The following is a 22877-nucleotide window of genomic DNA, read 5'->3' on the forward strand; positions in this document are numbered from 1 at the left end:
CGCCAGGCCGATCGCCCGGACAGCAATCACGAGGGGAGATGAAACTCCGCCTTCAGCGCATTCAGTCCATTCTGCATTTTCACAAAAGCCTGTTCCACCTGATCGGGGTCGCCCTTGACGCCGAGGTCGATATGCCGGCGTGTCTTGTCGTCGCCCACATGCGGCAGGCTGAATACCTTGACCAGCGGGAATTCGGCTTCGATCGCTTCCATCATCGGCGTCAGCGTCGATTCGGCTGCTTCAAACACCAGCACCGATTTTTCCGACCAGGCCTGACGATGGAACAGATGCGCATACTTGGTTTCCAGCACCCACTCGAACATCGGCCAGGCCATCACCGGAAAGCCCGGCGCAAAGTAGTGAGCACCTTCGCCGCTGGTGTTTTGGATCGAGAAGCCGGGGATCTTGTTATAGGGATTCGGGATGATGGACGCGCCCTGCGGGAACTCGCCCATCTTCAGGCGATGCAGATTTTCCGGCGCATTGAAGTCAGGCGTGATGCCGGCTTCGCGCGCGGTGTCGCCGATCCGCTCCTGGATTTTTTCCTTGGCCTCGGGATGCAACTGCAAGGGCACGCCCAGCGCTGCAGCCGCGCATTGCCGGGTGTGGTCGTCGGGCGTGGCGCCGATGCCGCCGGTGCAGAACACGATGTCGCTGCCCGACAAGGTGCGTTTCAGTGTGGCCGTGATGCGTTCGCGCTCGTCGCCCACGTATTCTGCCCAGGACAGTTGCAGACCACGCTGGGTCAGCAGTTCGAGCACTTTGGGGAAGTGTTTGTCGACGCGCCTTCCGGAAAGAATTTCGTCGCCGATGATAATCAGTCCAATTGCCATGAGTCTGTTCCGCCTGGTTTCTGGGTTGGTCAAACTCCGGGGATTATGCCCGATTCACTCCATGCCGGCACGGAGCCGCCATTTTCAGGGGACCGATTGCCCGGTAAGCGCCGTCACATGCGGAGCAATCAATGCGGCTCGACATCGATGATGTCGGCATCGCCTCTGTTGCGGCTGAATGGCGAGGCCGGCCTGGCGTCGGTCACGACATCCTCAGTCGCAGGAGTTTGCACGCGGTGCCGCTTGAGGGCTTCGAGGCAATAGTATTCAAACCACAGGCCGGTGAAGACGAACACCAGCACGTACAGCCAGATCGCGCCGGCTGCCAGCAGCGGAAAGAAAATCACCGATAGCGCACCGCCCAGCCACAGCAGCGTCGGCGCTGCACCCATGGCGCCGGCGGCAGTGCCGATCACCAGCAAGGGCCAGCGATGCTGTTTGAGCAGAATGCGGCGCTCATCGACGCTGGCGTAGTCGGCCAGGGTGTCGTAGGCCATCACGCGATAGGTCAGCCAGCCCCACAGCAAAGGATGAACGATGAAGGCCAGCGGCGGAATCAGCGACACCGGCAAGGTGATGATCCAGGCCACCACGAACAGGGCGAAACACCAGAGCGAGGTCCACAGGCTGCCCAGCCAGTTGCCGCCTTCTTTCTTTTGCAGCGTCGGGTAATGACGGCCTCCGATGTGGCGCGCCACCGCCGGAATCGTGAACAGGCCGACGAATATCAGCGCCGTCAGAATCATCAGCGGCAGCAAGGTCCACATGGCGATCAGCGGCACGATCACAGTTTTCAGCGCCCCCATCCCGAACCAGTTGAGTACCGTCCCGGCCACGCCGAAAATATTGTTATCAAGGAAATAGCTTTGCAGCCAGTCGATCATGGGCTGCAGCCCCAGCCACAGCGCCACGCCCCAGATCAGCACCGAACACACGAATGGCAGAATGGTCAGCAGCAGCATCCTGATGTGCAGCTGCGACATCAGGGCGCGGCCGAAAGAAGCCAGCAACATGCCCATCAGCGAACCGGCCTTTTGGAAAACTCAACCAACCGCTTCAGGCCCAGCCATTGCTGCGCCCAGAAACCGCGGCCGTAGTCGCGGCCCTTGCCGGCCGGCGGCGGCAGCTGGTCGCGCACGCCGGTCATGGCGAAGCCCTTGCCGAAATGCGCAGTGCGGAAGATCACATCCCAGATCGGAAACAGCACCGCGAAATTATGCCCGCCAAGCGAGTTGCGGCCACGGCTTTCATGGCCGATGCCGATCGCGTGATGCAGCCGGTGGAAGCGCGGCGACACCAGCAGCAGATCGCCGATGCGGCCGAAATGGATACGCACATTGGCGTGCTGCAGGCTTTGCAGAATGCGCGACAAGGACACCAGCAGAATGTATTGCGACGGCTCGACACCGATCAACACCGCCACCAGGCCGATGAAGACGCCGTGCACCAGATCGTCCAGCACGTGGTTGCGATCATCGCTCCACAGATTCATGTTTTCCTGACTGTGATGGAGACTGTGCAGCGCCCACATCCAGCGCACGTTGTGCTGTGCCCAGTGATACGCGTATTCGCACAGATCGAGCACCACCAGATAAAGCAGAAAGCTGACCAGCGCCAGATCCGTCACGCCGGGCCAGATACCGTCCAGATTGAACGTTCCCCAGCCTTCCAGATGGAGCATTTCGGAAACATAGGACAGGGCCGGATCGAGTATGAAAAACGCCAGCAGCGGGATGACGCCGAGCCGCTGCAGCAGGGTGTAGATGAAGTCGTTCCAGCGCGCGCGCTTGTCGGTAATGGCATGCACCGGAATCATGGACTCCAGCGGCCGCAGCACGATGAACAGCAGTACCAGTTCGCATACGCCGACCAGAAACCATTCGGTTCCGGTAAACGCTTCTTCGACGAATTCGCCGAGGCCGACGTAAAACACCAGCGGCTGTACGATGGTTTCGAAGAGCCAGCCCTGGGCGCTTGCGAACAGATCGGAAATGGTTTGAATCATGTGAATACTCTTATCGTTCTTGCCCCGTGCTCAAGCTGCCGGCCCCACCGGCATGTTGACGATTTCCGGCTCCCGGCCGGCCTGCATGCAGTTGCCTAAGGCTGCCTGCCGGATAGATCATATGCGCCGCTTCGACTGGCACCCACTGCGAATGTTCCTGAGTTTATCCTGATGCCGCTGCCGGCATTCGCTTCAGGGCTCAGCCGTTTGCCCGAACACCGTACTGTAGGCCGGATGCTCGCGCAAGGTGGCGAAGCAGAAACCTTTTTTCTCCAGTCCGCTGATCAATGGCTCTAGCACGGCCGGCGCCCAGGGATCCTTGCGCGACCAGATGCCCATGTGCGCCAGGAAGATGTCGCCGTCTTTCAAGCCGTTCAGCGCCTTGCGCAGCAGCAGCTCGTTAGGCCATTTATCGCTCGGCAGTTCGTCGCCGGAGAATCCGGCCGGCGCCCACGGTACATGCGCGTAGCCGCACGCCTGCCCGGCCTTCAGCAGATTCGGCGTCAGCTTGCCGCCGGGCGCACGCCACAGCGGGTCGAGATGCTTGCCGGTCAATTCCTTGAAACGCTGGGCCACGCGCTGCATCTCGCTGCAATATTGCGCCGGCGTCCAGTCCAGTTTCTTGCCGGCGTTGGCGCCGAATTGCGGTTTGACTTCGATGTTCCCGGCGGGCAAATCGCGCACCGCGTAGACGTGGTCGAAGGTGTGTGTGCCGAAAGCATGCCCTTCAGCGGCCAGCTTTTTCCAGAACGGCGCCCAGGCCGGATCAAGCGAATAATCGCCGTTCACCGTCTTTTCATTGGCCAGGAAAAAAGTCGCCTTGATGTGGTGGCGCTGGAGTGTCTGCTCGATCAGTTCGGCCTGCGACTGGCTGCCGGTGTCGAAGGTCAGATAGATCCTGCCCTTGCATTGCCCGGCATCGGTCTGCGCAGCTTGCGCGCTTTCACCAAAAGCTTGCGCCGCGATGCCGGCGGCGCACAGAGTCACGATCAGAGAAAGGCGCTGCAGGGGTATTTTAAGCATCATGCATGTCGGTGAAGCAATGAATCGATAAATCGGGCCGATGAATCACGCCGATGATTCACGCCGATGAATCAGGCGTCAGGAGCACGATTATAGAAGTAGATGCCGTGCGGCGAACGTCCCACCGGAATCACCTTGGTCACCGACTTGCTGGCGATGTCGATCACCGCCACTTTCTTGATCCAGCGCAGCGTGACCCACAAGGTCTTGCCGTCTTCGGTCACTTCCATACAGTCCGGGCCGCCCGGTACCTTGATGGTGCCGACGTTTTCCAGGGTCTGCATGTCGACCACGCTGATGGTGTTGGCGACGCGGTTGGACACATACACGAAGCGCTTGTCGCCCAGCGCGCGGAAATTGTGGGCGCCGACACCGGTGCGGATCTGCTTGACCAGTTTTTGCGTGCGCCAGTCGATCACCTGCACATAATCGCTGCCCATGATGCCCACCAGCAGATATTTATTGTCCGGCGTCATCATGATGCCGGCCGGCAATTTACCCACAGGCAGCGTCCATTTGACTTGCTGGGTGGCGAGGTCGATGGCGCTGATCTCGTCGCTGCCCTGCTGGGTAATGAAAGCGGTGGTGCTGCCGGCGTCGAAAGCGATATGGCTCGGCGTCTTGGCCAGCGGCACGCGCTTGCTCAGTGTCAGATCGTTGCCGTTATAGGTATAGATGTCGACGCGGTCCAGGCGCAGGCCGGTCGACACGAACCATTTCTGGTCAGGCGAAAAACCGATTTGGTAAGGATCGACGATATTGCGGATCTGGCGTTGCACCTGGCCGGTTTTCGGATCCAGAAACAGCAGTTGATTGCCGGTAGCGCTGGCGACGATCAGGGACTTGTTGTCCGGGGTCGCCATCAGGTGATGCGGCTCCTTGCCGACCGAAAAGGTATTGATCGGCTGATGCGTGGTCTGATCCAGCAACGAGATGGTGGCATCGCCCGAATTCAGCACCACCACCACATTGGCCTGAGCCGGAGCGGAAACAGAAGCAATTGCCGACGCCGCCAACACGGACACGGAAAAAAATTGAGCGAATCGACGCATCATGACGAACTTTACCTAAAAAACTGCAATCTCATCGTGCATGACGCACGCCCTGCCCTCCTTAACGCGTGGGCGGGCATTCCGGCTGACAGAAGCTGCGCCGATCTGTAAATTTGGTTTACACTGCCATCCATTCCGGCCAAGACCCGGTACCAGAGCGGATGTCGAGACCAAGAAGAAGCCATCAAGCCCAGACAAAAACGGTTGTCGGCACCGTCGCGATGCGAATGCAAGCGCCGCCCGCCTTGTGTTCCTTGCATGTTTGACGGCAGGCCCGCACGCCAGGGGCTTTTTGGTCCGACTGCTCGACACCATTAATTAGCATCTCTCTATCCCTCAAACCAGAAAGCAGAAAGGCAAAAAATGTCCACAGTTACAACAGCTTCCGGGCTGCAATACGAAGAAGTACAAGTTGGTTCGGGCGATGAAGCAAAAGCCGGCAGCCACGTCAGCGTGCATTACACAGGCTGGCTGCAGAACGCCGACGGTAGCGCCGGCAGCAAGTTTGATTCGAGCAAGGACCGCAACGACCCGTTCGCCTTCCCGCTGGGCGCCGGCCATGTGATCAAGGGCTGGGACGAAGGTGTGCAAGGCATGAAGATCGGCGGCGTACGCAAGCTGACCATCCCGGCCGAACTCGGCTATGGCGCGCGCGGTGCCGGCGGCGTGATTCCGCCGAACGCTACCCTGATTTTCGAAGTTGAATTGCTGGCAGTCTGATCCAACTGAAGGAGAGAGTTACCCATGAGCAATCTGAAAGAACAGTTCGAAGCCGCAGTGGCGGAGTCCAAGACCCTGCCGGAACGTCCCGACAACATGACCCTGCTGAAAATGTACGGTCTGTACAAGCAAGGCAGCAACGGCGACGTACAAGGCGAACGTCCTGGCATGACTGATTTCGTGGCCCGCGCCAAGTGGGATGCATGGGCAGCCGTGAAAGGTACTGCGCAGGAACAGGCACAGCAGCAGTACATCGATATGTTCAAGGACCTCAAGGGCTGATTCTGATTCGCAGCACTCCCTTCAGGAACCGGCAGCAAATAAAAAACCCGCATCAGCGGGTTTTTTATTGTTTATGCAGATGTTCATAGCGCCTGCAACACAAAGGCCTGCGCAAGTATTCAGCCCTTGCGCGCCACATCCGGATTCAGCAGGTTCGGCGGCGTCTGCCCGGCCAATGCCGCGATCAGGTTGTCGGCCGCGCAATTGGCCATGGCCAGCCGGGTCGGCGTCGACGCGCTGGCGATGTGCGGCGTCAGCACTACGTTCGACAGTTTCAGGAATTCGGGATTGAAGGCCGGCTCGTTCTCGAATACATCCAGCCCGGCCGCTGCGATGCCGCCGGTGCGCAAGGTCTGGATCAGCGCTGCATCATCGACGATACCGCCGCGCGCGATGTTGGTCAGCGTGGCCGTCGGCTTCATCAAGGCCAGCTCGGCCGCCGCAATGGTGTGATGCGATTCCTTGGAGTAAGGCAGCACCAGCACGACGTGATCGGCCTGGCGCAGCAGTTCTTCCTTGCCGACATACTTTGCGTTGTTGGCGCGGGCTTCCAGCTCGGGCTTCAATTGCGAGCGATTGTGATAGATCACGTTCATGTCAAAGCCCATGGAGCGGCGGGCAATCGCCTGACCGATACGCCCCATGCCGATGATGCCCAGCGTGGCGCCATGGACATCGGGGCCGGTAAAGCTGTCGTAGCTCCATTTTTTCCAGTGACCGGCACGCAGCCAGTGTTCGGATTCGGTGATGCGACGCGCGGTCGCCATCATCAGCGCCCAGGCGAAATCGGCGGTGGTTTCATTGAGCACCTCAGGTGTGTTGGTCGCCATCACCCCGGCCGCAGTTGCTGCGGCAACATCGATGTTGTTATAACCGACCGCCATGTTGCACACCGCCTTCAGTTGCGGATTGGCGGCAAACAACGCGGCATTCACAGGCTCGCTCGGCGTAGTGAACAGTCCATCCTTGCCTTGCGCCTTCTGGCGCAGTTCGTCGGCACCGTAGATACGGTCTTCCTGATTCGATTCGACGTCAAAGTGCTGCGCCAGGCGCTCCAGCACTTCCGGAAAAATTGCACGCGCTACGAAAATCTTGGCTTTCATTTTTGTCTCTAGTTTTTGATCAGATGAAAAGGAAGGTCATGATGACAAACAACGGCATCAGGATGCCAAACGACCAGACCATGTAACCGAAGAAGGATGGCATCTTGATGCCGCGATCTTCGGCGATGGCCTTGACCATCATGTTCGGCGCATTGCCGATGTAGCTGTTGGCACCCATGAACACGGCGCCGGCCGAGATCGCCGCCAGCGTGCTGGCCATTGAGGTCATCAGCGTGTGCGCGTCGCCCGAGGCGGTGTTGAAGAACACCAGATAGGTCGGTGCGTTATCGAGGAAGGACGACAACAGACCGGTTACCCAGAAATACATGATGTCGTTGGGCTGACCGTCAGGCCCGGTCACCGCGCGCACCACGGCGCCGAAGGGCCCCGACTCGCCGGCGCGCAGCATGGCGATGACCGGAATGATGGTGATGAAAATACCGGCAAACAGTTTTGCCACTTCCGCAATCGGCAACCAGTTGAAATCATTGCCGGTACGTGCACTTTTCGGCGTCAGCCACAATGAAGCCAGAATTACCCCGACCAATAACACATCGCGCAACAGATTCTGCAACTCAACCGGCGTACCCATCACCGAAAACTCGATGCCCGGACGCCAGAAGCCGCTCATCAGCACCAGTGCGATGACGACGCCCAGCAATACGAAATTGAATTTGCCGTCGAAGCTGATTCCCGAATCCGGCGTCGGATCCTTTTGCGCAGCGAATTCCTCTTCCTTGTTAAGGTAGAAGTGGCGATCAACCACATAGAACAGCGCCAGCAGCGAAATACAGATGAACAAGGTATCCGGCAGGATGTGGGTAGTCGTCCAGAAGAAATCCACGCCTTTCAGGAAGCCGAGGAACAGCGGCGGATCACCCAGCGGCGTCAGCGAGCCGCCGGCATTCGACACCAGAAAAATAAAGAACACGACCAGATGCACCTGATGCTTGCGATTGTCATTGGCGCGAATCAGCGGCCGGATCAGCAACATCGACGCGCCGGTGGTTCCCATCAAGCTGGCCAGCAAAGTGCCCAGCGCCAGCAAGCCGGTATTGAGCGCCGGTGTACCGTGCAGGTTGCCACGAACGCAAATGCCCCCGGCCACTACGAACAAGGCGGTCAGCAAGGCGATGAAGGGAATGTATTCCGCCAGCAGGGCATGCACCGCGCCGGCGGCAGCGGCGTGGCCGCCATATGTAACAGCAAACGGCAGCAGAAAGGCCAGCGACCAGGCCGCTGCGATCTTGCCGAAATGCTGATGCCAGAAATGCTCAAACAGCAAAGGGCCGAGTGCGATCGACAGCAGAATGCCGACGAAAGGCACGCTCCACAAAGCCGACAGCTGAGCACCGTCAAGATCAGCAGCGAAGGAAAGTGCAGGAAAGGCAAGACCGGCGAAGCCCAGACAGGCGGCCGCGATCACAAAGATTTTTTTTGACAATTTCTATCCCGGTGACGGAAGAGTTGGCGAAGCGAAAGCGAGCGCACACTATAGCAGCTAGGTCGGATGCTTCGACAGAAACGGGGCTGCCTTAAAAATATTTCAACTGTTATCGCAGTGCGTTCAAGACATCTGCAAGAGAATCGGCGCCGGGCACCAGCAAGGGAATCACCAGGCCGAACAGCACCACGAATACCGCGAGGCACAACAACGGTTTTATCGTATGTTGCACAGCCGTTTCCAGCCAGTGCCGGCCGACTTTGTGGCGCATACGACGATATAGTCCGGCAGCCAGCAGACCGTCGAATAGCAACTCGGCAAACAGTGCAGGAGCGGAATACAGAAGCGAGAACGAGACTAAGAACACGCTAAAAAAAAGCGCTCCCAGCACCAACACTACAATCAGCGGAACGGCCGCCTCGTCGGTGCCGGAAAATGAAGACAAAACATCGCCTGTGCCTTTGAAATCCGACACTCCGGACAATCCGCCATCGGTAGTCGCGCCGGCGTCAGGCATGACGCTACCGCCCCCTCCGGAATCAAAGTAGGCACTCGCGCCTCCGCCGTCAAAGGTACCGCCCTGTCCTGCCATCTGATGACTGCCGCCGATGCCGCCGAAGTTGTCCGATTCATGCGCGCCTGAAGAACGTACCCCTGGAAAAATGTCCGGAAAATCACTGGCATACCGAAACAAGCGTCGACTCGTCTTGAGCCAGATCCACAGCATTGCGACGAATGCCAGATATGCCAGCAGCAAGGCGCACAGATAACGCGCCCAAATGATGTCGAATCCGGCACGCAACATCAGGGCAGAAGCAATGAAGCCCACACCGCCGGTGACGGCAATCAGCAGCAACATGAAAAGACGCGGAAAGCCCCCGCGCTCCATTTTGCTGCGCAAGCGCTGCACATGCATCTGGCGGAACAGCATTGGTTTTTTCACGGCGGACATCCCTGAAACGAGGCCTTGCCGGCATCATCCCGTACAGGAACAAACAGGCTCATGAGCAAGTTCAGCCCTTGATTTCAAACACCTGCCGCAAATACGCCAGGTAGGCTTCGTCGTCGCACATGTTCTTGGATGGCGTGTCGGACAGCTTGGCGACCGGCTGGCCGTTACAGCGCACCATTTTCATCACCACCTGCAGCGGCGTGTAGCCGAGGTCATTGGTCAGGTTGGTGCCGACGCCGAAGGCCACGCGGGCGCGATCCTTGAAGCGCATGTAGAGCGCGGCGACCTTGTCGAAATCCAGACCATCCGAAAACACCAGCACCTTGCCGGCCGGGTCGACACGGTTGTCGCGATAGTGCTGGATCAGGCGCTCGCCCCATTCAAACGGGTCGCCCGAATCGTGGCGGGCACCGTCGAACAGCTTGCAGAAGAACATGTCGTAGTCGCGCAGGAAGGCGTCCATGCCGTAGACGTCGGACAAGGTGATGCCGAGGTCGCCGCGGTATTCGCGCGCCCACATTTCGAAGGCGAAGGTCTGGGAATCGCGCAGACGCGGGCCGAGCGCCTGGCAGGCCTGCAGATATTCGTGCGCCATGGTGCCCAGCGGGGTCAGATCGTGCTGCATCGCGAACATCACGTTCGAGGTGCCCGCGAAATGGGTGCCCATGGTGTCTTTCATCGCCAAGATCACTTCGGCGTGCCAGCTGCGCGAAAAGCGGCGGCGGGTGCCGTAATCGGCGATGTTGCAGCCGCCCAGCGCCGGGTCGTCGGCGATCAGCGCAATCTTCTCGCGCAGCCGCGTACGCCCTTCTTCGTAATCGGGAGCGCGCTGGGTGGCGCGGAAATAGACTTCATTGACGATCGCCAGCACCGGCACTTCGAACATGATGGTGTGCAGCCATGGACCTTTGACGCTGATGTCGATCTCGCCCTGATGCGTGGGCGAAGGCGTGACGCTGATGTATTTTTCGTTGAGGTGGAACAGCTCAAGGAAATCGACGAAGTCGCTCTTGATGAAGCGCAGACTGCGCAGGTATTCCAGCTCGGCTTCCTGAAAACGCAGCCGGCACAGCGCAGCGATCTCGGCCCGGATCTCATCGACATAAGGCGTCAGGTCGATGTTCTCGTTGCGGCACTTGAAGCGATATTCGACCTGCGCTCCGGGGAAATGATGCAAGACCACCTGCATCATCGTGAATTTGTACAGATCGGTGTCGAGTAGGGATGTGATGATCATGAAAATCGGGCGCCGACGGGACCCCTGGTATCCGGTGAATTTCAGTATTCGACGCCCTGCTGCGCATGTCGCATCGCCCACTCAGGGAGCCGCTGTCGAATACCGCGCGAAGGGCCTATATTACCCCGGATCGGATTTGCTCTGCGGCACTTGAAGCGCGCCGCGCGCGGAGGGAATTGCGCGGGTGTCTTTCAGGCCGGATGCCATGCGGAGATGCCGGCCCGCGCAGCAGGCCGGGCCTCAGCTTGACTTACTTCATCGCCGAAGCCGGACGCCGTCCTCGAACGTAAACCGCGTTGGGCATGTAGCGCGCGCCGTCCAGAAATTGCCAGTTGCTCATCACGGCATGGCCGTCTTTTTCTGACACCGTGCCGATGAAGGCGCCCATGGATGCCTGCTGATCGAGGCTGCGGAAGGCGATGCGGCCCAGCGGTGTATCCATGGTCATGCCGCGCATGGCGACGATCAGGGCTTCGCTGTCGGTCGATCCGGCCTTTTTCAGACCGGCGGCAATCGCCATCATGCTGGTGTATCCGAAGATGGCCGACAGGCGCGGCTGTTCGTTGTAGCGTTTCTGATAGGCGCCGACGAAGCGCTGATGCTCGGCGGTCGCAAGCTGATCGGCCGGGTAGCCGATGGCGATCCAGTTGCGGATCAGATCACCGTGTCCGGCGGCACCCAGTGCATCGGCCGACGCCATGGAGAATACGCGGACAGTGCCGAACAGTTGCTGGCGACTTCCTTCATTGACGAATTGCTGCAGATCAGCGCCGAACGTGGCATTGAAGATGGCATCCGGCCGGCTTTGCTTGAGCAGGCGCACCGCATCCTCAGCCTTCAGCTTGCCCAGCGCCGGCCATTGTTCGGCCACGAACTCAACGTCGGGGCGGGCCTGTTTGAGCAGCAGCTTGAAGCTCGATACCGCGCTCTGGCCATATTCATAATTGGGCGCGATGATGGCCCAGCGCCGGCCCGGCAGCTTGGCCGCCTGCTCGGCCAGCATCGCCGCCTGCATATAGGTCGAAGGCCGCACGCGGAAGGTGTAGCGGTTGCCGCGATCCAGCGTGATGGCGTCCGACAGCGCGTCGCCCACGACAAACACCGTTTTTTGCGAGGCCGCCAGCCTGGATACCGCCAAGGCGACATTGGACAGCATGGAGCCGGTCAGCACATCCACTTTTTCTTTCTGAATCAGCTCGCGCGCGTTGCGCACTGCGTCGTCGGGGCTGCCGTCATCGGCCCGCACCACCAGTTCCAGCGGGCGGCCGTCAATGCCGCCGGCGCCGTTCAGCTCGGCCAGCGCCAGCGCCACACCGTTGCGATAAGCCTGCCCGGCGAGCGCCTGACCGTTCTGACTGTCGATTTCACCGATGCGGATGCTATTGACGGGGGCGCCTTCGGGATTGCTGCCGCCGTTGCCCGCAGCACTGGCAACGCCGGAGGTCAGCATCAACGGAAGCGCCAGACCGGCCAGGGACAGCAAAAGAGGTTTGCAGCAGGATTTCAGGATAACTCGTACCACGTTCACGCTTTGCAGTCCTTTAATCTTTTAAGAGAGGCCGCAGCAGGGGCCGCACCTTTATTGCACCAATATCCATATTTACTTATACGCAATCTGTATAAGCCTCATTTGTGAGAAAAGTTGAATTACCTTAAAATACAAGGCTTTGCAGCCGGTTGCACGGCAACTTCCCGGGAAGGGGAGAATTTGCTTTGCAACTGTCCGGCATGATGCGCGAAGACGGTGCACAAGCAAGTGATGCTTGGTCCGCGCTCCCCGCTCAAGTCCGGCATGCGGATCGGATCCGGCGCTGATGCGCTGATCCGGCCTTTTCCCGATTGCAGCACCTCGGAAAAGCTTGTCTGTCAGGCTGCAAGCAAATTTTAACCGTGCCATATTGCCATCAATTGCGGCGCAGTTAGCCATCGGTTTTAAGAAAATTTACAGATAGGACAGTTATGACCCACGTTGTCACCGATTCCTGCATCCGTTGCCGCTATACGGATTGCGTGGATGTTTGCCCGGTTGATTGCTTCCGCGAAGGCCCGAATTTCCTCGCGATTGACCCGGACGAATGCATCGACTGCGCGGTGTGCGTTGCGGAATGCCCGGTCAACGCCATTTACGCCGAAGAAGACGTACCCGGCGACCAACAGGAATTTATCGACCTGAACGCGCAACTGGCGCGTAACTGGCCGTCGATCACCAAGACCAAACCGCCGCTGGCTGAAGCGGAAGAATGGAAAGACGCCAAGAACAAGCTGGAGTTTCTCCAGCGCTGATGGTTTCGGGCCGCGTGCGCCAGGCATGGACTGACCGCTGATTCAGCGCAGTCCTCCCAGCGAGTCGCGCAGCCCAGGTCGGTTTTATTCAAAACGAAATCGACATCTGCCGGATGCTGCCGGCGCAGTCTGTAGCCCGGGCTTGCGCCGGACGCATCCGGCAAAACTTTTCACTGTCGCTGACTGCCTGCCTCCGAATTTGCCGGACTTTGCGCCGGATCGCCGGACGGGCTGATACCGCAGCATGACCAATCTCTACAGCAAACCGGCTCCGGCCTCTAGCCAATTGAGTGTGAAAGCCCCCTCAACTGAAACAGGAATTTGAAGAAATCTATGGAAAACAACGTCAAGATTGCTGCCGCTCAGGGAACGATCGAAACCGATGCAGTGATCATCGGCGCCGGCCCGGTCGGTCTTTTTCAGGTGTTCGAACTCGGTTTGCTGGAAATCAAGGCGCACGTCATCGATTCCCTGCCGGTAGTCGGCGGCCAGTGCGTGGAACTGTATCCGGACAAGCCGATTTACGACATTCCGGCCGTGCCCGTGTGCACCGGTCAGGAACTGACCGACAATCTGCTCAAGCAGATCGAACCGTTTGAACCGACCTTCCATCTGGGCCAGGAAGTCACCGTCGTGCAAAAGCGCGAAGACGGCCGTTTCGATCTGGAAACCTCGACCGGCACCAGGTTCATCACCAAGACCATCTTCATCGCAGCCGGCGTCGGCTCGTTCCAGCCGCGCATGCTGAAGTTCGACGGCATTGATCGCTTCGAAGGTACGCAAGTGTTCTACCGCGTCAAGGAACCTGCCCTCTTCGAAGGCAAGAACATCGTCATCTGCGGCGGCGGCGACTCGGCGCTGGACTGGGCGCTCAATTTCGTCGGCAAGGCCGAATCGGTGGTGCTGCTGCACCGTCGCGAAGAATTCCGTGCAGCGCCGGCTTCCGTGGCCAAGATGAAAGATCTGTGCGAACAGTATGAAATGCAATTCCTGGTCGGCCAGGTGACCGGCATGGAAACCAAGGACGACAAGCTCAGCGAAATCAAGGTGACCGGCCCCGACGGCGTGACCCGCCGCCTGCCGCTGGACATGTTGCTGGTGTTCTTCGGCCTGTCGCCGAAGCTGGGCCCGATCGCCGAATGGGGTCTGGACATCGAGCGCAAGCAGCTCAAGGTTGTCGACACTGAAAAGTTCGAGACCAACGTTCCCGGCATCTTCGCCGTGGGCGACATCAACACATATCCGGGCAAGAAGAAGCTGATTCTGTCAGGCTTCCACGAAGCCGCGCTGGCCGCTTTCGGCGCTGCGCCTTACATCTTCCCGGAAAAGAAGATTCACATGCAGTACACCACCACCTCGCCCAAGCTGCACAAGATCCTCGGTGTGGAAACGCCGGTGTTCGACTGATCAGCTCAGCAATCTGTCCAGCGCCCGCATCATGGCCGCGCACGTCAGCAAAACAAAGAAAGCCCCTGCTTGCAGGGGCTTTTTTCATGGCCGCCCGGTTTGTGCAATTCGGTTTTATGCCATCGCAGCATGCGAGCCCCGCATTGGGCAGCGCTCACCAAAATGGCGAAAAATTGCTCCAGCGCATGAATTAAAGTTGGGACCTGCCGCGGACGTTAACCTCTTTGCAAGGTCTTGATTGACAAGAACTCCACCCGAATTTTGCCTAAATATCGGAAGCATGCGGACATTCAAAACTTTCATCTGCCCTGCACCACTTTGGTCAGACCAGCGGACAGGGGCGCGGGCCTGACATGCTACAATATTGCGCCGCAACAAACAGTTTTCATACGGGCAGTGTCTGTCATCGCGACCGGCTCTCCGCGCGTTTGTTGTCCACTGGCTGCCGCGTCACAAGCGTGGCGGCGGCAACATTCTTCGATTGATTGCCAGCCAGCAATTTGCGTAAAGGTTAGCTATGCTTTATGAACTGCATGAATTTAATCGCGCGTTTCTGAACCCGATGATGCAATGGGCGGAAACCTCGGCCAAACTCTTTTCGGATCCGGTTTCACCTCTCGCTCACACGCCTTTTTCCCAGCGTCTCGCCGCCGGTTACGAACTTCTGTACCGCCTCGGCAAGGATTACGAAAAACCTGAATTCCAGATCGCTGAAGTCGAAGTTGACGGCAAGAAAGTCGGCATCGTCGAAGAGATCATCGAAACCAAACCCTTCTGCCGGCTGATCCATTTCAAGAAAGATCTGAGCGCGCGTCAGTTTTCGGCGCTCAAGCAGCCCACCGTGCTGCTGGTGGCGCCGCTGTCCGGACACCACTCCACGCTGCTGCGTGAAACCGTACGCGCCCTGCTGCAACAGCATGACGTCTTCATCACCGACTGGACCGACGCACGCATGGTGCCGCTGGATCAAGGCGCCTTCCATCTGCATGACTACGTCTATTACGTGCAGGACTTCATCCGCACGCTGGGCTCCGATGTCCACGTGATTTCGGTCTGTCAGCCGACGGTGCCGGTGCTGGCAGCCATTGCGCTGATGGCCAGCGCCAACGATCCCAAGCTGCCGAAGTCGATGACAATGATGGGCGGCCCCATCGATGCGCGCAAATCACCGACTGCAGTCAACGATCTGGCGACTGAAAAGCCGTATTCATGGTTCGAAAACACCGTAATCTATCCGGTGCCGGCCAACTATCCCGGTTTCGGCCGCAAGGTCTATCCGGGCTTTCTGCAGCACGCCGGTTTCGTCGCCATGAACCCGCGCCGCCATGCTCAGAGCCATTGGGATTTCTACATGCACCTGCGCGACGGCGACGACGAGTCGGCCGAAGAGCACCGCAAGTTCTACGATGAATACAACGCCGTGCTGGACATGCCGGCCGAGTTTTATCTGGAAACCATCAAGATCGTGTTTCAGGATTACGATCTGGCGCGCGGCTCCTGGGAAATCGAGGGCAAGCCGGTACGTCCGCAAGACATCAAGTCGGTCGCCCTGCTGACCATCGAAGGCGAACTAGACGATATCTCCGGTTCCGGTCAGACCCAGGCGGCGCAAGAGTTGTGCAGCGGCATTGCCAAGGGCAAGAAGCAGCACTTCACGGCGCCCAAATGCGGTCACTACGGCATTTTCTCCGGCCGTCGCTGGCGCGAAGTGGTTTGTCCCAAAATCACTGAGTTCATCAAGGCCAGCGCCTGAAGGTGCTTGGAATAAGCTGAGTCTGTGAAGTCCGGCTCCGGCTTCCCGATCAGATGATCGGATGCCTGGAGCCGGAGGTCAGCGTTGCAATTCCCCTCCTGATTCCGCCTTCGCGGATCTGCGCCTCGGCGTTACGCGCCGGCTACGCTTCTCCTCATTCTTCCCCGCCGTATTCAGCCAGTCCGCATGGATGGATGAGCATGCCTGCTGCGCTGTCGATGTTCTTGCCAGGCCTGCGCCATACGCCCGATCAGCAGCATCGACGCAATGGCCGACAGATCGGCCAGCAAGCCGGCCCAGCGCGCCGGATCGCCATGGGTGGCGAGATACAAGAGGATGTCGGCCAGCAGCGAAATCATGGTGCCGGCCACAAAGCACACCAGCCCGTGCTTGCCGACGATCACCACCAGCGGAAGCTTTTCCGCCAGTCGGGCAATCCAGCCGCGCCGCACCATCATCGCGGCCAGCCACACCATGGTCATGAAGCTGCCGATGCGCAAAGATGAAAGATTTTGCTTGAAGGCCGGCGACACCGGCTGATACTCGAAGTACAGACGCACACAGACAAACGCCAGCGCCGAACATATCGCCCAGCGGGTAAGCCGGCGCCGGCGTAACACAGCGTCCGCATCCTCACCATGGTAAGCGCTGAAGGAATGTATCCGGCACACCGTGCCCAGCACGAAAATCACCTGCCAGGCGAAGGGATTGAAGGTCCAGCCGTTATTGGGATATACCGTCGGCAGAAACTTGCCGAGATACGGTGCGACTGACCACACCAGCACGCTCAAGAGCACCGTCAGGCGCGGCCGCCGCCGCACGCCGGGCACGATCAGCGGCGCGGCCAGCGCGAACAGCATGTACATCGGCAGGATGCTGGACAGATAAGGCTGGCGCGCCAGCTTGATCATCTCGCCGGCAATCAGCAGCGGCTCATCAATGAAGGTGCTGATGTCGGTGTATTCAATCGTCGGCGTATGCAGCTTGAGCGCGCTGAACAGCAAGCCCAGCCCCAGCATCAGCGCCACCGTCAGCAGAAAGGCACGGTACAGCTCCCAGCCGCGCTGCAAAAAACGCCAGCGCGCGGCGCTGTTGCCGCGCCGCGCCGCGATCCCGGTGTAAGCCGCGGCAGTGGCGTAACCGGCCAGGAAGACAAAGACTTCGGCGGCATCGAATATGGCGAAACGCTGCAGCGTGAACTGGCCCAGCATGCTGCCGGAAATATGATCGACCACGATCATCAGCAGCACCACGCCGCGAAAGAAATCAACTTCGAGGGAACGACCGGCCGCGTTGGACATGGCAATCTTTCAGAAAAGGCAATACCTGCCGCACATGCCGGCGCGTGCTGAAGCATTGTTATCTGAAGTTGTTATTTGTGGGATGGAAGACGGTGCAAGACCAGACGTCCATCGAATGCCGTGCAGCGATTGGCATGAGCGGCGTACAAGCGAAATCCGAAGAGACATTGCATTTTCGCCATCGGCATCGCATGAAAACCAGATGAAAAATGGATGCCTTCAGCGCGGCAAAGTTCAAAGAAATACGAGCATGCGGCTTAGCCTGGGCGACGGTCGTGCGGCGTCCACATTGCGCCAGCATGACTTGCCGGGCATTTCCCCGGATAATAGCGATTTACGCATCCAGATTGCCTGCAAACCTCATCCCCGTGTCGCCAACCGCCAATCACACTCTCGCCGATCAGATAGAAGATCTGCTGCCGCAAACCCAATGCACGAAATGCGGTTTCACGGGCTGCCGGCCATACGCCGAGGCCATCGCCGGCGGCGCAGCCTCCTACAATCAATGTCCGCCGGGCGGCATGCAGGGCGTGCAAAGGCTGGCGCACCTGCTTGGCCGCCCCGTCATCGCGCTCAACCCTGACCACGGCATAGAACGGCCGCGCACGCGCGCGCTGATCGATGAACAGGCTTGCATCGGCTGTACGCTGTGCATCCAGGCCTGTCCGGTCGATGCCATCGTCGGCGCGGCCAAGCAGATGCATACCGTCCTGGCAGACGCCTGCACCGGCTGCGATCTGTGTGTAGCGCCCTGCCCGGTCGATTGCATCAGCATGGTGGAGGTCACGCCCGGGCTTAGCGGTTGGGATGCGTGGTCGCAGCAACAGGCCGATGCGGCGCGTCGCCAGCATGATTTCCGCAGCGCCCGTCTGCAGCGCGAGAAGGCCGAGAACGACGCGCGCCTGGCGGCCAAGGCAGCCGCCAAGCTAAAGGAAGTCGAGGCGCTGGCGGCGCAATCGCCGCAGCTGCAAGCTGAGCAGGATCGCAAGAAAGCCATCATTCAAGCCGCCATCGAACGCGCGCGCCTGAAGAAATTGCAAAACGATCAAGACGAACAAGGCAAGCAACAAGAACAGCGCAGGCGCAAGGAAGTAAGGGTCGCGCCGCCGCTTGCAGAACCTGAACAGCCGCAGTCCGCCACAGGAAAATCATCACCAGCATGAACGCAGAAAAACGCCGCGAAATCTTCGAACGCCTGCGCAAGGCCAATCCGACCCCGACCACCGAGCTGGAATACCGTACGCCCTTCGAGCTGCTGATCGCGGTATTGCTGTCGGCGCAGGCCACCGACGTCTCGGTCAACAAGGCCACGCGCAAGCTGTATCCGGTGGCCAATACGCCGGCCAAGATTTATGCGCTGGGCGTGGATGGTCTGATTCCGTATATCCAGACCATCGGCCTGTTTCGCACCAAGGCCAAGAATACGATCGAGACTTGCCGCATGCTGCTGGAGCTGCATGACGGCGAAGTGCCTGAAACGCGCGAAGAGCTGGAAGCGCTGCCGGGCGTAGGCCGCAAGACCGCCAACGTTGTGCTGAACACCGCCTTCGGCCATCCGACCATTGCGGTCGACACGCATATCTTCCGCGTCTCCAATCGCACCGGCCTGGCGCCGGGCAAGGATGTGGATGAGGTCGAACGCAAGCTGATGAAATTCGTGGCGCCGGATTTCCGGCAGGATGCCCATCACTGGCTGATCCTGCACGGCCGCTACACCTGCATCGCGCGCAAGCCGCAATGCTGGAATTGCGTGATCGCAGATCTGTGTGAATTCAAGCAGAAGACGCCTCTGCCCAGCAAAGGCGTTTGACGGCACGACAGACGCCGCGCCACTCCGCTCATTGCGCTAGCGGCTGTCCGAGCCGATCAGCTTGACCGGTACCCATTGCTGGTTCTTCACTTCATAGATGCTGAAACGCGGATCGCGCAAATCGCCATCGGCGTTGAAACTGATCATGCCGCTGACGCCGCTGAAGCGGATCTTGTGCAACTCCTGTGCGACCACGGGCGCCTCCACCGAATTGGCCTGACGCATCGCTGCGATCAGCACCTGCGCGGCATCATAGGCAAATGTGGCGTACAGATCGATATTGGTATCGAACTTCTGGTTGTAGCGCTGGCGGAAGCCTTTCCAGCCCGGCATCTGTTCCAGCGGCAAGCCCGGCTCCAGCACCACGGTGCCATTCGCATCGGGGCCGGCGGACATCAGGAACGGCAAGCCGACGCTGCCGCTGGCGACGATCAGACGGGCCTCGATCTTCAAGCGTCTGAGCGCCTTTGCCATCAGCGCTGCCTGCCAGTCGAGGCCGCCGAAAAACACCGCATCAGGATTTTTCTTTTTGATATCCAGCAAGGCCTGATTGAAATCCGAGGTCTTGTCGCTCACCGAGTAAGTGCCGATCACTTCCGCCCCCGCCTGTTGCGCAGTCTTGCCGAACTGCTCGGCGAAACCGCGACCGAAAGGCGTACGATCATCGATCAGCGCAATTTTCTGCGCCTTCAATTCGCGCACGGCATAGTCTGCGGCAAAGGCGCCGGCGCCGTCGTTATTGCCTATCGTGCGAAACACCGCAGGAAAGGCTTGACCGGTGAAGGCCGTGCTCATGGTCGCCCCGGAAATCTGAATCACGCCGGCCTTGTTGTAGACCGGCGCCGCTGCCAGACTGGCCGCACTGTTCCAGTGGCCGATCACGCCCACCACACCCATTCTGGAGAGATAACCGGCCACATATTCAGCAGTGCGCGGATCGGCATGATCGTCCTGCATCACCAGCTTGAGGACGTAGGCTTTTCCCTTGATGCGGAAACCGCGCTGGTTTGCTTCATCGACAGCGAGCTGCGCCGCGTTCAGCATGCTCTTGCCGACACCGGCGGCAGAGCCCGACAACGGGCCGGCAAAGCCGATCAGCACGGCAGGCGCTTCGTCATCGGAGGCCGGCTCGACAGCCTGAGCGGCAACTTCGGTCTTTTTGGATTTGACTGCCGGCGCCGCAAATGGCTTTGCGGCAAAGATGAAACTCAGCAGCGCTGCCAGGCATAAAACAAGGGCGCTGGCACGAAGTCTTGCTATGGACATTCACTTCCCTCCCCTCTTTATATTTTTGCAACCGGGCCGGCCGCTTGCGCCGACGGCCCCTGTTGATAGCAGCAATCTTACTGCACCATACCATTTCCGTTTGGGAATTCAGATGACCGTTGCATGACTTGCGATGGCGACTGAATGATGTGTGAAAAACGAGACGGCATCAGTGTGAAGCCAGCGCATGCAATCGGTGCCTGAAGCAAGGCCTGCCCAGGTTGAGGCGCAAATTGAGATGCCGTTTGACGGCGCTGACATCAGGATCTGAGACCAAACAAAACCGGCCGCGTCCATCTGTGAAGAGGAGGCGGCCGGCTTGTATGGCATGCGAGCGGAAATTTATTCGACGCGCGTGCTGATGTGCAAATCAAGCTCGCGCTGTGCGACTTCCAGCGACTTCAGCGCAGATTGCCAGGGCTCATAATCAGTCATCGTCAGCCAGGTGTCGCCTGGATTTTGTTTCCATTGCGCCAGCTTCAGGTTCAGCAACTCATATTCGCAGAGTTGCATTTGCAGCAATGCCTCAATGCGCTTTTTATAAGCATTGGTCAGTTCCAGCCACAAGTCTTGTGTTTCCAAATCAGCCTCCATAAGATCGCGCCATCCTATCATGAAAGATCCGGTTTTCATTGCTCAGGGACACGCCTGAAATCCCCCCGGAAACACTAGGCACACCGTCATCCGCAGCCGCCGGCGCGACACAGGAAATGGCAAGTTTCGGTAAAATAGAGCTCTTGTTCTGGACCAATTTTGGAAGACTCCAAAAAGTCCGCACCCGCAAAGGCATTCCGGTTCACCTATGTTCAATCCCTCGCAGCACGATGTCCGCCGTTTCTTTTGCGAAGCCTATCGCAAGCACAAGGGCAATGAAATTCTCACTCCGCTCGAGGCGATCGCGCGCGACTGGATCATGGAACATCCCGAATACCACGAGGCCTTGCGCGATGTTGAGGAGGCGCTGGCAGCCGATTACTCGGTCGAGCGCGGCCAGACCAATCCCTTTCTGCACTTGTCCATGCATCTGTCGATCACCGAACAAATCTCCATCGACCAGCCACCGGGCATACGCGGCGCCTTCCAATTGCTGGCGCAAAGGCGCGGCTCGGAGCACGAAGCACATCACGAAATCATGGAATGCCTGGGCGAGATGATCTGGAATGCCCAGCGCAGCGGCATGCCGCCGGATGCCACGGTCTATATCGACAGCGTGCGGCGCCGGGCTCAGCATTGATTCTGCGCCTGCAATAGCAAAGTCCCGGAAGCAAGCGGAACGAAAAAAGCCACGCTCAGCGTGGCTTTTCATTTTCAGCTCGAGCAAGCAAGCCTATCCGTTCAGACCGCCTACTTGCGCACCACCAGCGTCCCCGGCAGGCTGTGCAGATAGGCGGCGATATTATTGATATCGCTGTCGCTCAGCGGCTTCACTTCAGGCGCCATGAGCGCATTGTTGCGGCCGTTGGCGGCGTTGCCGCCGCGACGATAGGCCGTCAGCGCATGCTTGATGTAATCCTCATGCTGGCCGGCCAGTTTGGGATAGGCGGCCTCGGTCGGCGAATTGAAATCGGCGCCATGGCAGCGCGCACAATTGTATTTGCCTACCAGTTGCTTGCCGATCGTAGCGTCGCCGCCGGCCAGCGCAGTGGTCGAAAAGGTGAAGGCGAACGCGGTGGTAGCAACAGCCGCAGCCCATGTCAGCATCTTGTTCATATCGTGCTTCCCTTTATTTTTGCTTGGCGTAGTAGGCGGCCAGATCAGCGATGTCCTGATCGGACAGGCTGGCGGCGATTCCACGCATGGTCGGGTGATTGCGGTCGCCCTTCTGATAGGCGCGCAAGGCATTCTCTATGTATTTTTCCGACTGGCCGCCCAGCATGGGGACCTGATAAACCTCGGGGAAAGAAGCTTTGTAGCCGGGGATGCCGTGGCATCCGATGCACATCGACACCTTGTTTTCAGCGGCCTTGGCGTTGCCGACAATCTCTGCAGCCGAGGCAGAGCCGAAGCCGGCCACGCCTGCAAAGGCGAGAAGCACGAATAGTTTTTTCATGGTCGCAGGTTAAGTAATTGGACTTAAACGAAAATCGAATGCTAATTTTTTAACTAGTTTCGGCAGGTTTGGCTTGTTCTGCTATGGCTCAACCACTTCGGTTTAAGCGTCTCCGTCCACTCCCCCTGCGTACGCAAAAAACGATTGATTCTAACTTAACTCCCGGCCCCTCTCCAAGCGCCAGCAACACGCCCAACAACAGCTCCGGAGTGCGATTGCGGCTGCTGCAGCGCAACCTGATCAGACCGATTCAAGATCAAAAACTGGAAAATTCGCCGGTAACAGGCATGAACCGGGAGAAGGCGCCGCCATCGCGATGCAACATCGCCACAGCCCGGACAACCGTCTGCGCAATG

23 protein-coding genes are annotated in these 22877 nt (G+C 58.9%); 8 read left to right on the top strand and 15 right to left on the bottom strand.

Features of this window, described 5'->3' with window-relative positions; genetic code table 11:
* Positions 1 to 26: 26 nt before the first annotated feature.
* The 5 genes from PQR62_RS00875 to PQR62_RS00895 form a co-directional block, all read right to left on the bottom strand.
* Positions 27 to 833: a competence/damage-inducible protein A gene (locus tag PQR62_RS00875; protein ID WP_408153822.1), complete on the bottom strand. Its 807-nt coding sequence runs from the start codon at positions 831 to 833 to the stop codon at positions 27 to 29.
* A gap of 128 nt (positions 834 to 961) precedes the next feature.
* Complete coding sequence (locus tag PQR62_RS00880) at positions 962 to 1852, bottom strand: EI24 domain-containing protein (protein WP_408153824.1); 891 nt, start codon at positions 1850 to 1852, stop codon at positions 962 to 964.
* A complete protein-coding gene (locus PQR62_RS00885) occupies positions 1852 to 2838 on the bottom strand; it encodes a sterol desaturase family protein (protein ID WP_408153826.1) in 987 nt (328 codons plus the stop codon). Before PQR62_RS00885 ends, PQR62_RS00880 begins: the two co-directional genes overlap by 1 nt.
* Before the next feature lie 192 nt (positions 2839 to 3030).
* On the bottom strand, positions 3031 to 3861 hold the full coding sequence (locus tag PQR62_RS00890; protein ID WP_408154673.1) for a polysaccharide deacetylase family protein: 831 nt from the start codon (positions 3859 to 3861) through the stop codon (positions 3031 to 3033).
* A 71-nt stretch (positions 3862 to 3932) separates the two neighbouring features.
* Entirely contained in the window at positions 3933 to 4916 is a 984-nt protein-coding gene (locus tag PQR62_RS00895; RefSeq protein ID WP_408153828.1) for a YVTN family beta-propeller repeat protein, read from the bottom strand.
* A gap of 360 nt (positions 4917 to 5276) precedes the next feature.
* Between PQR62_RS00895 and PQR62_RS00900 the strand changes: the two genes are divergently transcribed.
* Together PQR62_RS00900 and PQR62_RS00905 are read left to right on the top strand one after the other, a co-directional pair.
* The gene (locus PQR62_RS00900; protein ID WP_408153830.1) at positions 5277 to 5633 is read left to right on the top strand and encodes an FKBP-type peptidyl-prolyl cis-trans isomerase; all 357 of its coding nucleotides are present in this window, start codon (positions 5277 to 5279) and stop codon (positions 5631 to 5633) included.
* A 24-nt stretch (positions 5634 to 5657) separates the two neighbouring features.
* Positions 5658 to 5915: an acyl-CoA-binding protein gene (locus PQR62_RS00905; RefSeq protein ID WP_408153832.1), complete on the top strand. Its 258-nt coding sequence runs from the start codon at positions 5658 to 5660 to the stop codon at positions 5913 to 5915.
* 119 nt (positions 5916 to 6034) lie between these two features.
* Here the strand turns inward: PQR62_RS00905 and PQR62_RS00910 are convergent, their stop codons facing one another.
* From PQR62_RS00910 to PQR62_RS00930, 5 genes are all read right to left on the bottom strand, one after another.
* Positions 6035 to 7018 (bottom strand): 2-hydroxyacid dehydrogenase, encoded by a 984-nt coding sequence (locus PQR62_RS00910; protein ID WP_408153834.1) that lies wholly within the window; start codon positions 7016 to 7018, stop codon positions 6035 to 6037.
* Between the two features lie 19 nt (positions 7019 to 7037).
* Positions 7038 to 8462, bottom strand: coding sequence for a sodium:proton antiporter (locus PQR62_RS00915; RefSeq protein WP_408153836.1), 1425 nt, complete (start codon positions 8460 to 8462; stop codon positions 7038 to 7040).
* Between the two features lie 109 nt (positions 8463 to 8571).
* Positions 8572 to 9405 (bottom strand): hypothetical protein, encoded by an 834-nt coding sequence (locus PQR62_RS00920; protein ID WP_408153838.1) that lies wholly within the window; start codon positions 9403 to 9405, stop codon positions 8572 to 8574.
* Between the two features lie 70 nt (positions 9406 to 9475).
* The gene (pncB, locus tag PQR62_RS00925; protein WP_408153839.1) at positions 9476 to 10651 is read right to left on the bottom strand and encodes a nicotinate phosphoribosyltransferase; all 1176 of its coding nucleotides are present in this window, start codon (positions 10649 to 10651) and stop codon (positions 9476 to 9478) included.
* Positions 10652 to 10901: 250 nt separating this feature from the next.
* Complete coding sequence (locus PQR62_RS00930; protein WP_408154675.1) at positions 10902 to 12101, bottom strand: ABC transporter substrate-binding protein; 1200 nt, start codon at positions 12099 to 12101, stop codon at positions 10902 to 10904.
* 509 nt (positions 12102 to 12610) lie between these two features.
* On the opposite strand from PQR62_RS00930, the gene fdxA reads away from it, so the two are divergent.
* The 3 genes from fdxA (at position 12611) to PQR62_RS00945 (ending at position 16094) form a co-directional block, all read left to right on the top strand.
* Entirely contained in the window at positions 12611 to 12934 is a 324-nt protein-coding gene (fdxA, locus tag PQR62_RS00935; protein ID WP_408153840.1) for a ferredoxin FdxA, read from the top strand.
* Between the two features lie 333 nt (positions 12935 to 13267).
* Positions 13268 to 14341 carry an NAD(P)/FAD-dependent oxidoreductase gene (locus tag PQR62_RS00940; RefSeq protein ID WP_408153841.1) on the top strand — a complete coding sequence of 358 codons (1074 nt, stop codon included), beginning with the start codon at positions 13268 to 13270 and terminating at the stop codon, positions 14339 to 14341.
* Positions 14342 to 14858: 517 nt separating this feature from the next.
* Positions 14859 to 16094 carry a polyhydroxyalkanoate depolymerase gene (locus PQR62_RS00945; RefSeq protein ID WP_408153843.1) on the top strand — a complete coding sequence of 412 codons (1236 nt, stop codon included), beginning with the start codon at positions 14859 to 14861 and terminating at the stop codon, positions 16092 to 16094.
* Between the two features lie 173 nt (positions 16095 to 16267).
* On the opposite strand, the gene PQR62_RS00950 is transcribed toward PQR62_RS00945, so the two are convergent.
* Positions 16268 to 17395: an OpgC domain-containing protein gene (locus tag PQR62_RS00950; protein WP_408153845.1), complete on the bottom strand. Its 1128-nt coding sequence runs from the start codon at positions 17393 to 17395 to the stop codon at positions 16268 to 16270.
* A 368-nt stretch (positions 17396 to 17763) separates the two neighbouring features.
* Between PQR62_RS00950 and rsxB the strand changes: the two genes are divergently transcribed.
* Positions 17764 to 18558 (top strand): electron transport complex subunit RsxB, encoded by a 795-nt coding sequence (rsxB, locus tag PQR62_RS00955; RefSeq protein ID WP_408153847.1) that lies wholly within the window; start codon positions 17764 to 17766, stop codon positions 18556 to 18558.
* A complete protein-coding gene (nth, locus tag PQR62_RS00960; RefSeq protein WP_408153849.1) occupies positions 18555 to 19205 on the top strand; it encodes an endonuclease III in 651 nt (216 codons plus the stop codon). The genes rsxB and nth overlap by 4 nt, the downstream gene beginning before the upstream one ends.
* 36 nt (positions 19206 to 19241) lie before the next feature.
* Here nth and PQR62_RS00965 read toward each other — a convergent pair whose 3' ends face one another.
* Both PQR62_RS00965 and PQR62_RS00970 read right to left on the bottom strand, forming a co-directional pair.
* On the bottom strand, positions 19242 to 20471 hold the full coding sequence (locus PQR62_RS00965) for a branched-chain amino acid ABC transporter substrate-binding protein (protein ID WP_408153852.1): 1230 nt from the start codon (positions 20469 to 20471) through the stop codon (positions 19242 to 19244).
* A 342-nt stretch (positions 20472 to 20813) separates the two neighbouring features.
* Positions 20814 to 21104: a hypothetical protein gene (locus PQR62_RS00970; RefSeq protein WP_408153855.1), complete on the bottom strand. Its 291-nt coding sequence runs from the start codon at positions 21102 to 21104 to the stop codon at positions 20814 to 20816.
* A 169-nt stretch (positions 21105 to 21273) separates the two neighbouring features.
* Between PQR62_RS00970 and PQR62_RS00975 the strand changes: the two genes are divergently transcribed.
* A complete protein-coding gene (locus tag PQR62_RS00975) occupies positions 21274 to 21705 on the top strand; it encodes a DUF1841 family protein (protein WP_408153857.1) in 432 nt (143 codons plus the stop codon).
* Positions 21706 to 21815: 110 nt separating this feature from the next.
* Here the strand turns inward: PQR62_RS00975 and PQR62_RS00980 are convergent, their stop codons facing one another.
* Positions 21816 to 22181 carry a c-type cytochrome gene (locus PQR62_RS00980; RefSeq protein ID WP_408153859.1) on the bottom strand — a complete coding sequence of 122 codons (366 nt, stop codon included), beginning with the start codon at positions 22179 to 22181 and terminating at the stop codon, positions 21816 to 21818.
* A gap of 13 nt (positions 22182 to 22194) precedes the next feature.
* On the bottom strand, positions 22195 to 22521 hold the full coding sequence (locus PQR62_RS00985; RefSeq protein ID WP_408153861.1) for a c-type cytochrome: 327 nt from the start codon (positions 22519 to 22521) through the stop codon (positions 22195 to 22197).
* Between the last annotated feature and the right edge of the window lie 356 nt (positions 22522 to 22877).

Source organism: Herbaspirillum lusitanum (assembly GCF_046025995.1).
GTDB lineage: Bacteria > Pseudomonadota > Gammaproteobacteria > Burkholderiales > Burkholderiaceae_D > Herbaspirillum > Herbaspirillum lusitanum_A.

What these genes read in the sequence shown, in the direction of transcription:
- PQR62_RS00980 (WP_408153859.1), bottom strand. Translation starts at nt 22,181, where the DNA reads ATGAACAAGATGCTGACATGGGCTGCGGCTGTTGCTACCACCGCGTTC.
- PQR62_RS00985 (WP_408153861.1), bottom strand. Translation starts at nt 22,521, where the DNA reads ATGAAAAAACTATTCGTGCTTCTCGCCTTTGCAGGCGTGGCCGGCTTC.
- PQR62_RS00900 (WP_408153830.1), top strand. Translation starts at nt 5,277, where the DNA reads ATGTCCACAGTTACAACAGCTTCCGGGCTGCAATACGAAGAAGTACAA.
- PQR62_RS00975 (WP_408153857.1), top strand. Translation starts at nt 21,274, where the DNA reads ATGTTCAATCCCTCGCAGCACGATGTCCGCCGTTTCTTTTGCGAAGCC.
- PQR62_RS00890 (WP_408154673.1), bottom strand. Translation starts at nt 3,861, where the DNA reads ATGCTTAAAATACCCCTGCAGCGCCTTTCTCTGATCGTGACTCTGTGC.
- fdxA (WP_408153840.1), top strand. Translation starts at nt 12,611, where the DNA reads ATGACCCACGTTGTCACCGATTCCTGCATCCGTTGCCGCTATACGGAT.
- nth (WP_408153849.1), top strand. Translation starts at nt 18,555, where the DNA reads ATGAACGCAGAAAAACGCCGCGAAATCTTCGAACGCCTGCGCAAGGCC.
- PQR62_RS00885 (WP_408153826.1), bottom strand. Translation starts at nt 2,838, where the DNA reads ATGATTCAAACCATTTCCGATCTGTTCGCAAGCGCCCAGGGCTGGCTC.
- PQR62_RS00940 (WP_408153841.1), top strand. Translation starts at nt 13,268, where the DNA reads ATGGAAAACAACGTCAAGATTGCTGCCGCTCAGGGAACGATCGAAACC.
- PQR62_RS00880 (WP_408153824.1), bottom strand. Translation starts at nt 1,852, where the DNA reads ATGGGCATGTTGCTGGCTTCTTTCGGCCGCGCCCTGATGTCGCAGCTG.
- PQR62_RS00950 (WP_408153845.1), bottom strand. Translation starts at nt 17,395, where the DNA reads ATGTCCAACGCGGCCGGTCGTTCCCTCGAAGTTGATTTCTTTCGCGGC.
- PQR62_RS00875 (WP_408153822.1), bottom strand. Translation starts at nt 833, where the DNA reads ATGGCAATTGGACTGATTATCATCGGCGACGAAATTCTTTCCGGAAGG.
- PQR62_RS00930 (WP_408154675.1), bottom strand. Translation starts at nt 12,101, where the DNA reads ATGCTGACCTCCGGCGTTGCCAGTGCTGCGGGCAACGGCGGCAGCAAT.
- pncB (WP_408153839.1), bottom strand. Translation starts at nt 10,651, where the DNA reads ATGATCATCACATCCCTACTCGACACCGATCTGTACAAATTCACGATG.
- PQR62_RS00905 (WP_408153832.1), top strand. Translation starts at nt 5,658, where the DNA reads ATGAGCAATCTGAAAGAACAGTTCGAAGCCGCAGTGGCGGAGTCCAAG.
- PQR62_RS00945 (WP_408153843.1), top strand. Translation starts at nt 14,859, where the DNA reads ATGCTTTATGAACTGCATGAATTTAATCGCGCGTTTCTGAACCCGATG.
- PQR62_RS00970 (WP_408153855.1), bottom strand. Translation starts at nt 21,104, where the DNA reads ATGAAAACCGGATCTTTCATGATAGGATGGCGCGATCTTATGGAGGCT.
- PQR62_RS00965 (WP_408153852.1), bottom strand. Translation starts at nt 20,471, where the DNA reads ATGTCCATAGCAAGACTTCGTGCCAGCGCCCTTGTTTTATGCCTGGCA.
- PQR62_RS00910 (WP_408153834.1), bottom strand. Translation starts at nt 7,018, where the DNA reads ATGAAAGCCAAGATTTTCGTAGCGCGTGCAATTTTTCCGGAAGTGCTG.
- PQR62_RS00895 (WP_408153828.1), bottom strand. Translation starts at nt 4,916, where the DNA reads ATGATGCGTCGATTCGCTCAATTTTTTTCCGTGTCCGTGTTGGCGGCG.